This window comes from Nocardia vinacea NBRC 16497 (assembly GCF_000308835.1).
Taxonomy (GTDB): domain Bacteria; phylum Actinomycetota; class Actinomycetes; order Mycobacteriales; family Mycobacteriaceae; genus Nocardia; species Nocardia vinacea.
The window spans coordinates 1-13,738 of record NZ_BAGN01000184.1; the positions used below are offsets into that span (position 1 = coordinate 1).

Sequence of the window (13,738 nt, forward strand, 5' to 3'; positions counted from 1 at the left end):
GGGGTCCGGCAAGCAGATCCAATGCGTCTTCCGCCGAGAACATCGCCTCGGCCGAACGTCGACGCCCGCGCCGCTGCGCATCCTCGGCGAGCACCGCGCGCAGTGCGAGCAGCATCCACGCCGCGCCGCGCCGACGGGCCAGTGGCGCGTCGAGTGCGGGCTGTTGTACGGGCACTCCGGCCGCCAGTAGGGCGCGGCGCAGCGGAGCCAGTGACAATGGCACCGAGCGGACTATCACCGCCATGCGCGACCACGGCACACCATCGGTGAGATGGGCGCGGCGCAAATGGTCGGCGATCAAGGCAGCTTCCTTCGCCGGGGTCGCCAGTACCCGCACGCGCACCTCGGTGTCGTCGGCCTTCGGTACCGTCGTGTGCCCGGGTGCCGAAAAGCGTTGTGGCGCACTGCCGGGCAACTTGGCCGCGATCCGCGCGACGGCCAGTTCCACCGCGCCGCCCGATCGCTGGTTGTCCCGCAGAAGGATTCGCTGTCCATCCGGTGCGGCGAGTTCGGCGACGAAGCGCGAATCCGCACCGCGGAAGGCGAATACGCCTTGATCCGGATCGCCCGCCACGACCGCCGTATGCGCGGCCGTACCCATCACCCGCACCAGCAGCGCGGCCTGCGGATCCAGATGCTGGGCATCGTCGACCAGCAGGTATCTGATCCGATTCCGTTCCGTGGCAAGCAGATCGGCGTCTGCGGCCAGCGCGTCCAGCGCGGCACCGACGAGTTCGGCCGCATCCAGCGCCGGTGCGGTTGCCTCGGGCGCCTCCACCCCGACCGACCAGCGCAGCAGCATCGACTGCTCGTAGCGGACCGCGAATTTGCCCGCCGCCACCCACTCCGGCCGACCGTGCTCGCGGCCGAGCCGCACCAGATCCTCGGGTCCGAGGCCGCGTTCGGTGGCCCGCAGCATGAGATCGCGCAACTGCTCGGCGAATCCGCCGAGTCCCAGGGCGGGCTGCAGCCGTTCCGGCCACAGACCGCTCGCCCCGGCCGCAATATCGCTCAGGTCGCCGCGCAGCATTTCACGCAGTACGGCATCCTGCTCGGCACCGGTCAGCAAACGCGGCGGCGGATTGCCGTGTGCGCTCGCATGTCTGCGCAGCACCGAGAACGCGTAGGAATGCAGTGTGCGCACCAGCGGTTCCCTGGTGGCGCCGGGTACCCCGCCCTCGGCGGCGTCGGGATCGGTCAGCCGGGCGGTAATGGCGTCGCGCACCGTGCTCGCCGCCTGCTTCGAATGGGTCAGTACCAGCACCGATTCCGGATCGACCCCCGCGGCGATGCGCTCGGCGGCCAGATCGATCAGCAGTGCGGTCTTGCCGGTTCCCGGTCCGCCGAGCACCTGCCACGGCCGCCAGTCCGGCCGGATCGGGCCGACCGTCGCCGCGGCATCGAACAGCGCGCGGACATCGGTACCCCAGGTCCGAGCCGGGGGTGCCGCCACATTCCGGCGAACAAGTCGCACCGCGCTATCCGATCGCACCACGCGGGCTATTGCAACAGACACCTCCGACACGCCACGCGGGCGATTCACCGATCGGTGAGGTCCGACACACGCCTTGGATCTGCGATGGATTTCCAGATACGTCAATATGAGACTTGTGTCGCCTCTCCATGTATATCGGTTCGGCCCCGCCGACGGGCCGAAAGTCCTGGCCCTGCACGGTGTCACCGGCCACGGCAAACGCTGGGAGGAACTGGCCACCCGACATCTGCCCGAGGTCCGGCTCATCGCCCCCGACCTGCGCGGACACGGTCGCTCGACCGCATTGCCGCCGTGGAACTTCGAGACCATCGTCGAGGATCTGGTCGAACTGCTCACTGCGGAAACCGACGAACCGGTGGTCGTTGTCGCGCACTCCTTCGGCGGTGCCTGTGCGCTGCACCTGGCGCATCGGCATCCGCACCTGGTGCGCAAGCTGATCCTGCTCGATTCGGCGATCGGGCTGGAGCCGGAGCGCCTGATGGATATCGCACTGTCCAGCCTGGCCTCACCGGACTACGACACCGTCGAGCATGCCCGCCAGGACAAAGTCGCGACCGGCTGGGGCGAGGTGGAGCCGCGCCTGCTCGATGCCGAACTCACCGAACATCTGATGCCCACCGCCGACGGCCGGGTCGGCTGGCGGATCAGTCTGCCCGCCGTGAACTCCTACTGGGGTCAGCTGGCCCGGCACTATGTGCTGCCGCCCGCTGACCTGCCGACGATCCTGGTGCAGGCCATGAAGGTGGTGCCGCCCTTCGTCACCCCGGAGTTCCGCGCCGCCCTCACCGCGCACCTGGGCGAGAATCTGACCGTGCTCGAATGGGACTGCGACCATATGGTCGCCCAGGCCCGGCCGGCCGAGACCGCGGCGCTGATCCGATCGGTGCTGTAGTCGAGATGGCCACCACCGATGCCGAGGTCGAGCGGGTGCGCGCGCTGGTCGCGACGGTGCCTGCGGGCCGGGTCGTCACCTACGGCGATATCGCCGCGGCGGCCGGATTGTCCACCCCGCGCACGGTCGGCTGGATCATGCGCACCGACTCCGCCGATCTGCCATGGCATCGGGTGATCGGCGCGGGCGGTAAGCCCGCCGCGCATCTGGCCGATCGTCAGTTGCGCCTGCTGGCCGCCGAGGGCGTGCCGATCCACGACGGCCGAGTGGACTTGCGCGCCGCGCGTTTTCCGCTCCCGTAAACGGCCCCGCCGCCGTCGATCGGCGGTTAACGTTGAAATATGTCCACCCGCCTGGCGTGTGTCGTCTTCGATGCCGACCGGCCCCGGTTCGTCGCGGATTTCTGGGCCGAGTTGCTTGGCTGGACGGTGACGATCGAGCGCCCCCACGAGGTCGATGTGGCGGCCCCCGATCCGGACGGCCTCGATCTGGCCCTGACCTTCCTGCCCGAGGCGCGCGCCAAGGACTGTAAGAACCGGATGCATCTGGATCTGGCCAGTCGCTCGCTCGATCATCAGCGAGTGCAGGTGGATCGCGCACTGGCGCTGGGCGCCCGGCACGTCGATATCGGCCAGGGCGCGGTGCCGTGGGTGGTGCTGGCCGATCCGGAGGGCAACGAGTTCTGCGTGCTGGAGCCGCGCGAGGAGTACGTGGATACCGGTGCGGTCGCCGCCATCGTGATCGATACGCACGATCCGGCGCGGCTGGCCGAGTTCTGGTCCACCGCCTCGGGCTGGCCGATCACCTACGGCGGCGCGCGGGTGGCCGGGCTCCGCTCGGCGACGGGGCTCGGATCCTGGCTGGAGTTCGTCCATACGCCGGATGTGAAGAGCGGGCGCAATCGACTGCGTCTGGACTTGGCGTCCTTCCCCGCCGACGATCCGGCCGCCGAGGTGGCCCGACTACGCGCGGCGGGCGCGACCCAGATCGATGCCGACGGCGTGCCCGGGCTGGTGCTCGCCGATCCGGAGACGAACGAGTTCTGCCTGCGCCGACCGACGCCGGACTATTCGACGGTCTAGACCCTGCGACCGCTGGAACCAGACCGCCCTGCCCAGATCTGTACAGCCGACGAATTAGCATGTCGGCCATGTCCTCTCTCGCGCCAGGCGCTGACCGGTGACCACCGCCGACGCGATCGTGCTCGCGGGCGGACGCGCCAGCCGCATGGGGGGCGTCGATAAGCCCGCCATCATCATCGGCGGTCGATCCATGCTCGATGCGGCCCTGGCCGCGGTGGCGCCGTGTGCGCGGACCGTGGTGGTCGGACCGCATCGGCCCGAATTGGACGCGCGGATCGTGCAGGTGCGCGAGGTGCCGCCGGGTTCGGGTCCGGTCGCCGCGGTGGGAGCCGGATTGCGCGCGCTCGGCCCGACCGCCGCGCCGCTGGTGGTGGTGCTCGCGGCGGATCTGCCGTTCCTGTCGCCGACGACGGTGACAGAGCTGATCCGGCGCGGCATCGAATCCGGCGCCGACGCGGTCTTCGCGGCCGACGAATCCGGTCGGCCGCAATATCTGATCGGCGTATGGCGCCGGACGGCGCTGACGGAAGCGCTGACGCGGCTGGATTCGCTGATCAATCAGCCGATGAAGGCGCTGATCCCGGCCGATACCGTCACCGTCGCCATGCCCGGTATCGCCGATTGCGATACCGAGGAGCAGGTGCGAAGGGCCAGGATGGCTTGGGACGCCGCTGCCGTCGGTGCGCCGCGTCCCGCACCGGCGGCCGCGGTTTCCACAACGCCGCTGCCGCTCGACGAGGCACGGGATATATTGCGCACCAACATCTCTCGACTCACCGAGTATCGGACCGAACTGGCTTCCGTGCGCGGTGCGACTCTCGCCGCGCCGCTGACAGCCGTCGGAGCGCTACCGCGCTTCGATGTCTCCGCCATGGACGGATACGCGGTCGCCGGTGACGGACCATGGCGTCTGCGCCGCGATATCGGGTTCGCGGGCGGTCGACGGCCGGTCGGGCTGCTGCCCGGTGAGGCGGTGCGGATCGCCACCGGCGCACATGTGCCAGACGGCACCACGCGGGTGCTCCGTGACGAATACGCGCGGATCGAAAACGATGAAATGCTGTACCAGCACGAGGATTCCCCGCTGCGCGACGATATTCGCCGTCGCGGCGAGGACCGGGCACCGGGCGATCTCGTTGCGCCCGAGGGCACACCGGTTACGGCCGGGCTGATTTCCGCCGCGGCCAGTGTGGAAGTGACCGAGGCAATGGTGCGCGGCCCGGTGCGAGCCCGCATCATCATGACCGGCGACGAGATCCGCAGCACCGGCCCGCTGCAGACCGGTCAGACCCGCGACTCGATCGGGCCGATTCTTCCGGATGTGCTGTCCTGGTATGGAATTCGCGCGATCGATCGGGTGCACCTGCGCGATACTCCGCGCGGCTTCGACGAGGTGCTCGGTGCGGCGGACGATTGCGATCTGCTGGTTGTCGTCGGTGCGACCGGTGGCGGCGCGGCGGACCAGTTGCGCGGGGCGATTGCCCGTGCCGAAGCTCGAATCCTGGTCCACCGCTTGAAATTGCGTCCGGGCGGCTCCACTGTTGTCGCCGAATTATCCAGCGGTACAACCGTTCTCGGCCTACCGGGAAATCCATTCGCGGCCGTGGCCGTACTGATGGCCCTGTCCCCCGCGGTCGTCGAGGGCCGAACCGGCGGCCACCCGCTGCGACCGCTCATCGGGCCACTGCGCAATGCGAGCGCGATCTCCGGACCCGTTACCCGCATCGTCCCGGCTCGGCTCGCCCCATACGGCGGCTGGCTCGGCGATCCGCAGATCCGTACCACCCATCTGGGCGGCCTCGTCGACCGTGACGGCCTGGTCATCGTCCCCGCCGAGGCCACCGACGACGACCTCGTCGAATTCCTCCCACTCCAGGTGTAAATAATCGATATTTTTCTTCCACTCATGATGTCCGCTCGCTATTGTGTGATGGTTAGGCGAATACAACATCACTTCGGAAAGGACCGAGTGGAGATGGCTGAAAAGTCGAAGAAAGCGCCTAAGAAAATGCCCAAGCAGATGGAACGGCAGCAGCAACAGCAGCGCCAGGACCAGGGCATGAACCGATCCGGATCGATTAGCGATCGCGACCGTGACGAGCAGCGGCGGGAGCCGAGCTCGGAGCGGCGAGGCGCTGAGCAGCGCCGACCCGGACAGCACTGATCTGAAACGGGCCGCCGGTTCCTCCACGTGAGCCGGCGGCCCGCTTGTGCGCGGCCCGGTTCGTTGCGCGCGGTCTCCGGGTTCGGAGCCGTCGTAAACTATTCATGGCAATACATTCCAGCCGATCGATCCATAAAGCTTGACGCGCACTTTCGAACGCGTCACACGCGGTTCGAATTACCCCGCCGATGGCCACGCCCGGCGAGTTACCTTTTGCCGCAGAAAATTCTGCGTGCCCATCGGAGCGATCCCGTGCAGAAGTAATTCGCCGTTGGCGGAGTCACGCGCCGAGGCGCAGAAGCGCAGGGCTGTCGGGAGTGCGACGGGTGGGATCAGGGATGGGAACTGCTTCCAGGAGGTTGCGTGTGTAGTCGGCCCGGGGGGATGCGAATACCTCGGCGACGGGTCCGGTTTCGACGACGGCACCCTCGCGTAGGACCACGACGCGGTCGGCGACCTGGTGGACCACCGCGAGGTCGTGGCTGATGAACAGGCAGGCGAAGCCGTATTCGGCGCGTAGGTCGGCGAACAAGTCCAGGACCTGGGCTTGAACCGACACGTCGAGGGCGCTGGTCGGTTCGTCGGCGACGAGCAACCGGGGTGCCAGGGCGAGTGCCCTGGCCAGGGCGACCCGCTGGCGTTGGCCGCCGGAGAGTTCGCCGGGGCGACGGGTGGCGTAATCGCGTGGGAGACGGACGGATTCGAGGAGATCGCCCACCTTGGCGCGCAGGAGCGCGCCGGAGGCGACACGGTGCACCTGGAGCGGTTCACCGATGGTGTCCTCGATACTGCGCCGTGGGTCTAGTGACGCGGTGACGTCCTGATGGACCAGCGCGACGTTCTTGCGCAGGGCACGCAGCTCCCGGTTCGCTAGACCGTTGAGCGAAACCCCTTGCAGCTCAACCTGTCCGGAATGCGCCGGTATCAAACCGAGCGCGGTGCGGCCCAGCGTGCTCTTACCGGAGCCGGATTCGCCGACCAGACCGATCACCTCGCGCGGTGCGACAGTGAGCGAGACATCGCGCAAGGCGTGGAAGTCCTTGCTGCCGCCTTGGTTGCGGTACACAACGGTTAGATCGCTGATGCGAAGCACCGGCTGTGATTCCGAGGCAACGGCCTGCAGAGCCGCAGACCTGTCGCCCTCGACCACCGATCCGGTATCCCGGTCGGCCGCAACCACCGGTGCCGCACTGTGGCCGACATCGATCAGCGACATCGCATTCCGATCACCCCGGACCACCGACGCGGAGTTCTTCGCGTCGAGGTGATCGACCTCGCGCGTACCCGTTTTGTCGACTGCCCGCACGACCTCCGGCAGCCGTGGGACGGCGCTGAGCAACGACTTCGTGTATTCCGCACGTGGATCGGCGAACAGGGGGCGCACCGGCTGCTGTTCGACGACCTCGCCCGCGCGCATCACCACCACGTGATCGGCGATCTCGGCGACGACCCCGAGGTTGTGCGTGATGAAAAGAATTGCTGTGCCGTGGGTCCGCTGGAGGGCGCGCAGCAGCTCCAGGATCTCGGCCTGCACCGTGACATCCAGCGCGGTGGTCGGCTCATCGGCGATGAGCACATCCGGCTCGCCGGACAACGCCAGCGCGATCACCACACGCTGCTTCTGGCCGCCGGAGAGCTGATGCGGGTACCACTCGACACGACGCTCGGGCTCCGGAATATCCACCATGCGAAGCAATTCCACGGCCCGCGCCTTGGCATCCGGCTTCGAGATCGGGCCGTGTGCGCGCAACGCCTGCACGAGCTGGGTGCCGATCTTCTGCACCGGGTTCAGCGCGGTCTGCGGCTCCTGGAACACCATCGCGGCCCGGGTGCCACGCAGGGCGCGCAGTTCCGGTTCACGCGCGCCGATGATTTCGGTCTCGGCGAGGCGAATCGATCCGGATGGGACCGCGCCATCGGGCAGCAGCCCGAGTACGGCACGGGCGGTAATCGACTTGCCGGAGCCGGATTCGCCGACAAGCGCGACGACCTGACCGCGGCGGATCTGGAAGCCGACACCGTCGACGACGGTGCGGGTACCGAAGCGCACCACCAGATCCCGGATATCCACCAGTATTTCCGAACTCATCCGATCCTCCTCGCCCGGCCCAATGCCTGGGCGATCAATAGGAATCCGAGCGTCAACCCGGCCACCACCACCAGCGGACCGATCGCGAATGCGGCATTGGCGTCCAGATTCGAAATCGACTCGGCGATGATCGAACCGAGCGACGGGTCCGGCGGACGCACGCCGATCCCGATGAAACTCATTGCGCCCTCCACGAATACCGCCACCGACATGGACAGTGCCAACTGCACCGACAGCGGTTCGACAACGTTGGGCAGCACGTGTTTGCGCAAGTTCCACCAGGTGCCCGCACCGATCACCTCGGCCGCCTCGACGAACGGCTGTTCGCGCACTTGCAGGATCGCGGTGCGGATCTGCCTGCCGAACACCGGAATCTCGACCGCGATGATCACCGCGATCACCGCGTGGATACCGGGTCCGGTAATCGCGGCCAATGCGATGGCGAAGATGAGCGACGGGAACGCGAGGATCACGTCGAAAACGCGCTGTGCCACGACATCCGCGACCGGGTTACTGCTGGCGAGCAGTCCGGCGAGCGCACCGGCCAACGCGCCGAGCGGGACGGCGACGAAGACGATGATCAGGTCGATCCGGATGCCGTACAGCACGCGCGCGAAGACATCCCGGTTCAGGTGGTCGGTGCCGAGCCAGTGATCTCCGCTGGGGCCCAGGAGATTTGCGCCCGGTATCTGGGCGATCGGATCGTATTGAGCGAGGACACCCGCCAAGATTCCGGCGAGCGCGATGACCACCACGAGGCTCAGCCCGAGCAGGCCCTGTCCACTGCGGAAAGCGATTCGCAATGTACCCGCTGCGCGATCCGTAGAACTTACGGTCATGAGCCGGCCCCGATTCGAATGCGCGGATCGAGATAGGCGTGGGCGATATCGGTGACCAACTGGATCGTCACGAAAACCGCGACGGACAGCAGCAGGAGCACCTGCACCACCGGATAATCGCGCCTGCTGATCCCCTGCTCGACCAATTGCCCGATGCCCGGCCAGGCGAACGCGGCCTCCACCAGTACCGCACCGCCGAGCAGCTGCCCGGTCTGCAGGCCGAGTGCGGTCAGCATGGTCGGCACGGCATTGCGCAGCGCGCCCCGAGTCACGATCTGCCAGTGCGAGATCCCCTGTGAGCGCGCGGTCAGCACATACGGTTTGCCCAACTCGGTGCGCAGCGATTCGGTGAGGAACCGCGTGAGCGCCGCACCCACCGGCAACGCGAGACAGATCGAAGGCAGCAGCAAGTACTGCACGGCGATATCGGGGCGCGCGATGAAACCATCCGGCGGTACTCCACCGGCGGGCAACACCGGAATCGCGACCGCGAAGACAAGCACCAGCAGCACACCGGTCACGAAGGTCGGCAGCGCCACCGCGACGGTATTCGCCGCGGCGACGAGCGCATTGAACCAGCGATTCGGCCATGCCACCGAGACGACACTGACCGCAACGCTGACCACCACCGCGAGCAGCAGCGCCGCACCGGTCAGCACCAGGGTATTTGTCAGGCCCCGGCCGACGAGATCGGCGATCTGGCCGCCGATGATGTAGGAGCGGCCGAGATCGAAGGTGCACAGGTTCTCGAGCCAGGTCGCGTACTGCGCCGGAATAGATCGGTCGAGTCCGAGCTGATGACGGATGGCGGCAATCGTCTCCGGCGAGGCATCGGGGCCCGCCAGCGTCAGCGCAGGATCACCGGGAACCAGCCGCAGTAGCAGAAAGATCAGCACCGAGGCGGCGAACAGGACGAGTACCGCGGAAGGTAAGCGGCGCAACAGATATCGGGTCATGACAGGAATGCGTCGGTGAGTACGGTTTCGCGGCGCTTGGTCCAGTCCAGCCCGTGCACCTTGCGCGAGGTGGCGGCCTGCTGGAGGTGCACACCGATTTCGATGAGGAACAGACCGTCCAGCAGCTGATCGCTGACCTTCCGGTAGGCCTGCACAGCCTCGGCACTGGTGCCCTGTTTGACCTGCCATGCCGCATCGGCGGCACTGACGTAGGCCGGGGATTCGTAGTGCGAGGCGTTCTTTCGCGCATTGAACGGGTAGGCGCTGACGGTGAGCGTGGACGGCGTGAACTGCGCCCAGGAATGCGTGGTGACCCACAGCCCCGGGAATTCCGCGCCGATAAGCCTTTTCACGAAGGTCGCGGATTCGATCGGGTCGAGGGTGACCTCGATGCCGATTTCGGCGAGATTGGCCTGCACGATCTGTGCGGTCGCCTCGTAGTACGGGAGGCTGGTGTCATAGGACAGCGTCAGCTTCGGCGGTTTGCTGGTCTGCGCCAGAATCTGCTTGGCCTTGGCGATATCGCGGCTGAAGGTCTTGTTGCGCGCGTCGTCGAAGGCGGGCGAAGTCTTGGGCCACGGCAGATTCACCGGATAGCCCGCATTGCGGAATACCTCGGAGATGATCCGTTCGCGGTCGATGGCGTATGCGATGGCCTGGCGCACCTTCACATCCGCGAGTGCGGGCTCGGCGACATTCGCGCCGACATAGATCTGCAGTTCGGCACCCTCGTAGGTGACGGTGGTGAATCCGGCGCTCTTGGCGAAGTTTTCGTTGTCGCGATAGTTGAGTCCGTTCGCGACGGCGATCTGTCCCGACTTGAGCGCGTTCACCAGCGCCTGGGTATCCGGAATGATCGAAATCTCGACCCGGTCGAGATAGGGCCGGTCCGGGATCCGGTACAGCTCATTGCGCTCGAAGACCAGCAGTGAATTCGGGGTGCGCTGGGTCAGCTTGAACGGCCCGGTGCCGATGAATTTATCGGCGGTGGTGGCCTCCGCGATGGTCTCACTGTCCAGAATCGGCGCGGTATCGAGCAGATCGAAGATATTGCCGAGCGGATGTGCGAACTTCAGCACGATCCGGTTCGGTCCGACGATGTCGTATTCGGTGATCGCGGCAGCCGTGCTCTTGAGTTGGGCAGACCATTTCGGATCCGCATAGGTGCGCAGCGAGAATTCGACGTCCTTGGCGGTGAACTGCCTGCCGCTGTGGAACTTCACGTCGTCGCGCAGGTCCAGCGTGAGCGAGAGTCCGTCCTCGGCGAGGGTCCATGATTTCGCCAGCAACGGTGCCGGTTCCAGTTTGTCGTGCGGATACCGGACCAGCGACTCGTAGACGAGGCCGATGAGCGCGGGCACCGTTCCGCTATTGGTGAGCAGGTTGGCCGCGATGACATCGGTCGGCCAGCCGACCTTCAGCGTGCCGCCGCGCACCGGCTGCGCATTGTCGTCACTGCCCGCCTTCTGCTCACTCACCGCGGAGGAGCAGGCCGCCAGCGCACCCGTGCCGAGGATCGCGAAGGCGGCGATACCGGTATTGCGCAGGAAGTTACGGCGGCCCACACCTTGGTCGGCGCCCACGCCGGGGGAAGAACTCATCTGACAAATCCTCGAGAGACAGATCGATCCCGTGGATACGGAACCGATTTCGGTGCGCCGACGGCACCGGACGGGAAGGAATCAGCATTGGCATACGCGCGATCAAAGGCGCGTCAGCAACGCGGCGAGCGACACGAACAGCAGGGTTCCTGCGCGCACTCGGCGTGCGGTGCGCAGGGCGTAGTCGTGGGCATGCTGGCGAAATTAACAGCCGACCCACCACGCCGTCAGCGGTTAGGCGCACTGTGCGCAAAAGGCTGGTGACCTGGGCGGGTAGCGGCTTTGACTGGAATGATGCCTGCTCCATCCCACGCTCGCGGTTATGAAGGTTTCACCGGCGCCATCGGCCGCACCACCGCCGATTCCACGCCCGAATGGACCTATCCGCCCACCGCTCCCGAGGGTGCACCGAACATCATCGTGGTGCTCATCGACGATATGGGATACAGCGATATCGGCCCGTTCGGCTCCGAGATCGAAACTCCGACGCTGGACCGGCTGGCCGCCAACGGTCTTCGGCTCACGAATTACCACACCACCCCGCTGTGCTCGCCCTCGCGCGCCTCGCTGCTGACCGGAATCAATGCCCACCGTGCCGGTTTCGGCTTCGTCGCGAATGCCGATCCCGGATATCCGGGTCTGCGCCTGGAACTCGCCGACGATGTGCTGACCCTGCCGGAAATACTGCGCGCCAACGGCTATGCCACCTACGCGGTCGGCAAATGGCATCTGGTGCGCGATGCCACGATGAACCCTGCGGCACATAGGGATTCGTGGCCGACTCAACGCGGCTTCGACCGCTACTACGGCTCGCTGGAAGGACTCAACTCCTTCTACTATCCGAATCAGCTGGTTTCGGACTCTTCGGTTGTCGATATCGAGGAATATCCCGAGGGGTACTACCTCACCGACGATCTGACGGATAAAGCGATCAGCTATATCAAGGATCTGCGCGCACACGACGCCGTCAAACCGTTCTTCCTGTACTTCGCCCATGTCGCCATGCACGGACCGTTGCAGGCCAAGCCGGAGGATCTGGCCAAGTACCGCGGCCGCTACGCCGAAGGCTGGGACAAGCTGCGGCAGACCCGCTTCGCCAATCAGCTTGCCGCGGGCCTTTTCCCGGAGGGGACCCAGCAGAAGCCGCGCAATACCGAACCGGGATATGAAGCCGCGGAATGGGATTCGCTCACCTCCGAGCAGCAGCGACGCTTCGCCAGGTATATGGAGGTGTACGCGGGCATGGTCGACAGCATCGACCAGAGCCTGGGCCGAATCCTCGACACCCTCGAGCAACTCGGCGAACTCGATAACACCATCGTCCTGTTCACCTCGGACAACGGCGGCACCGCGGAGGGCGGACCGGAGGGCACCCGCACCTATTTCGCGGAATTCGCGCACATCACCGATCCGGACTGGATCGGCGATGTGCCGCACGACGAGGAGCTGATCGGCACCGCGAAACTGGGTGTGCACTATCCGCGCGGCTGGGGCCAGGCCTCCAATACACCGTTCCGGTTCTACAAGGGCCAGACCTTCGCGGGCGGGGTGCGGGTGCCGTTCCTGCTGTCCTGGCCGAAGGGACTGCCGCGCACCGCGGACGATGACGGAATCCGGCACGAATACACCTACGTCACCGATCTCGCGCCCACCCTGCTGGAGCTGGCCGGGTTGCGACGGCCCAGTGTGCGTAATGGCCTGCCCGCCAAAGATTTCGACGGCATTTCCGCCGTCGATACGCTGCGCGATCCACGGACGGCTTCCAAGCACACCGAGCAGTACTCCGAGATGGTCGGCAATCGCGGCTTCTATCGTGACGGTTGGAAACTGCTCTCGCTCTATGAACCCAACACCGATATCGACGCGCCGCTGTGGCAGCTGTTCGATGTGCGCACGGATCCGACCGAACTGCACGACCTTTCCGAGCAATTCCCGGAGAAGGTCGCCGAACTCGCCGCCGCCTGGGACGAATCTGCTTGGGCGAATACGGTTTTCCCGCTGGTCACCCGCCAGGATCTGGCACGGCGGCGACCGGAGGAGGGACGCTTCTCCGCACCGGTGCGACTGCTGCCGGGCACACCGACTCTGGAGCGCTATCGCTCGCAGCGACTGATCGCCTACCGCGACTTCACGATCGAAGCCGAACTCGGCGGGTACCGCCCCGGCGACGAGGGTGTGCTCGTCGCGCACGGTGATCCGCTCGGCGGCTACGTGCTCCACATCGAGGACGGCCGAGTCGTGTTCGGGCTCAACAGTTATGGCATCTACAACACCGTGACGAGCGAACCGCTCGCGGCGGACGTTCGACGGATCGCGGTGCGCGCCACCGTTCGTCCGCGGTTGCGCGCGGACTTCGTCATCGAAATCGACGGCGTACCCGGTCCGGAACTGCGCGATCAGGTGCAGCTCGTCGGCATGTCACCGTGGACCGGCATTTCCGTCGGCGTCGATGCCCGCGGCCCGGTCTCCTGGGAGCTGCGCGAACGTCGCGGCACCTTCCGCTACACCGGCGACCTGCGCGCGATCACCTACACCCCGGGCCCGATCCAGGTGCCTCAGCAGACCATCGAGGCGGTGGAACGCGAGGCGGAGTTCGTCGCCGAATGAACCGGATGCGCGT

Annotated in this window: 11 protein-coding genes; 6 read left to right on the plus strand and 5 right to left on the minus strand. The window is 66.4% G+C overall.

Translation table 11 applies throughout. The annotated features are described in order from the left end of the window. On the minus strand, window positions 1-1,516 hold a 1,516-nt coding region (locus ON44_RS25795), incomplete at its 3' end, for a UvrD-helicase domain-containing protein (RefSeq protein WP_373283209.1). Between the two features lie 85 nt (window positions 1,517-1,601). Here ON44_RS25795 and ON44_RS25800 point away from each other — a divergent pair. The 5 genes from ON44_RS25800 (at window position 1,602) to ON44_RS25820 (ending at window position 5,633) form a co-directional block, all read left to right on the plus strand. Further along, window positions 1,602-2,387, plus strand: a complete 786-nt coding sequence (locus tag ON44_RS25800) for an alpha/beta fold hydrolase (protein ID WP_040694818.1) — start codon at window positions 1,602-1,604, stop codon at window positions 2,385-2,387. A 5-nt stretch (window positions 2,388-2,392) separates the two neighbouring features. Beyond that, a complete protein-coding gene (locus ON44_RS25805; protein ID WP_040694769.1) occupies window positions 2,393-2,689 on the plus strand; it encodes an MGMT family protein in 297 nt (98 codons plus the stop codon). A gap of 39 nt (window positions 2,690-2,728) precedes the next feature. Next, entirely contained in the window at window positions 2,729-3,469 is a 741-nt protein-coding gene (locus ON44_RS25810; protein WP_040694771.1) for a VOC family protein, read from the plus strand. A gap of 97 nt (window positions 3,470-3,566) precedes the next feature. Further along, window positions 3,567-5,351, plus strand: a complete 1,785-nt coding sequence (locus ON44_RS25815; RefSeq protein WP_040694773.1) for an NTP transferase domain-containing protein — start codon at window positions 3,567-3,569, stop codon at window positions 5,349-5,351. Between the two features lie 93 nt (window positions 5,352-5,444). Further along, window positions 5,445-5,633, plus strand: a complete 189-nt coding sequence (locus ON44_RS25820; protein WP_157187324.1) for a hypothetical protein — start codon at window positions 5,445-5,447, stop codon at window positions 5,631-5,633. Window positions 5,634-5,913: 280 nt separating this feature from the next. Here the strand turns inward: ON44_RS25820 and ON44_RS52800 are convergent, their stop codons facing one another. The 4 genes from ON44_RS52800 to ON44_RS25840 are packed head-to-tail and all read right to left on the minus strand — an operon-like array spanning window position 5,914 to window position 11,118. Beyond that, entirely contained in the window at window positions 5,914-7,722 is a 1,809-nt protein-coding gene (locus ON44_RS52800; RefSeq protein ID WP_051182454.1) for a dipeptide ABC transporter ATP-binding protein, read from the minus strand. Beyond that, window positions 7,719-8,561, minus strand: a complete 843-nt coding sequence (locus tag ON44_RS25830; RefSeq protein ID WP_051182455.1) for an ABC transporter permease — start codon at window positions 8,559-8,561, stop codon at window positions 7,719-7,721. Before ON44_RS25830 ends, ON44_RS52800 begins: the two co-directional genes overlap by 4 nt. Continuing rightward, window positions 8,558-9,517, minus strand: coding sequence for an ABC transporter permease (locus ON44_RS25835; protein ID WP_040694776.1), 960 nt, complete (start codon window positions 9,515-9,517; stop codon window positions 8,558-8,560). The genes ON44_RS25830 and ON44_RS25835 overlap by 4 nt, the downstream gene beginning before the upstream one ends. Continuing rightward, window positions 9,514-11,118 (minus strand): ABC transporter substrate-binding protein, encoded by a 1,605-nt coding sequence (locus ON44_RS25840; RefSeq protein ID WP_051182456.1) that lies wholly within the window; start codon window positions 11,116-11,118, stop codon window positions 9,514-9,516. The genes ON44_RS25835 and ON44_RS25840 overlap by 4 nt, the downstream gene beginning before the upstream one ends. Window positions 11,119-11,412: 294 nt before the next feature. On the opposite strand from ON44_RS25840, the gene ON44_RS25845 reads away from it, so the two are divergent. Further along, window positions 11,413-13,725: an arylsulfatase gene (locus tag ON44_RS25845; RefSeq protein WP_040694823.1), complete on the plus strand. Its 2,313-nt coding sequence runs from the start codon at window positions 11,413-11,415 to the stop codon at window positions 13,723-13,725. Window positions 13,726-13,738: the final 13 nt, after the last annotated feature.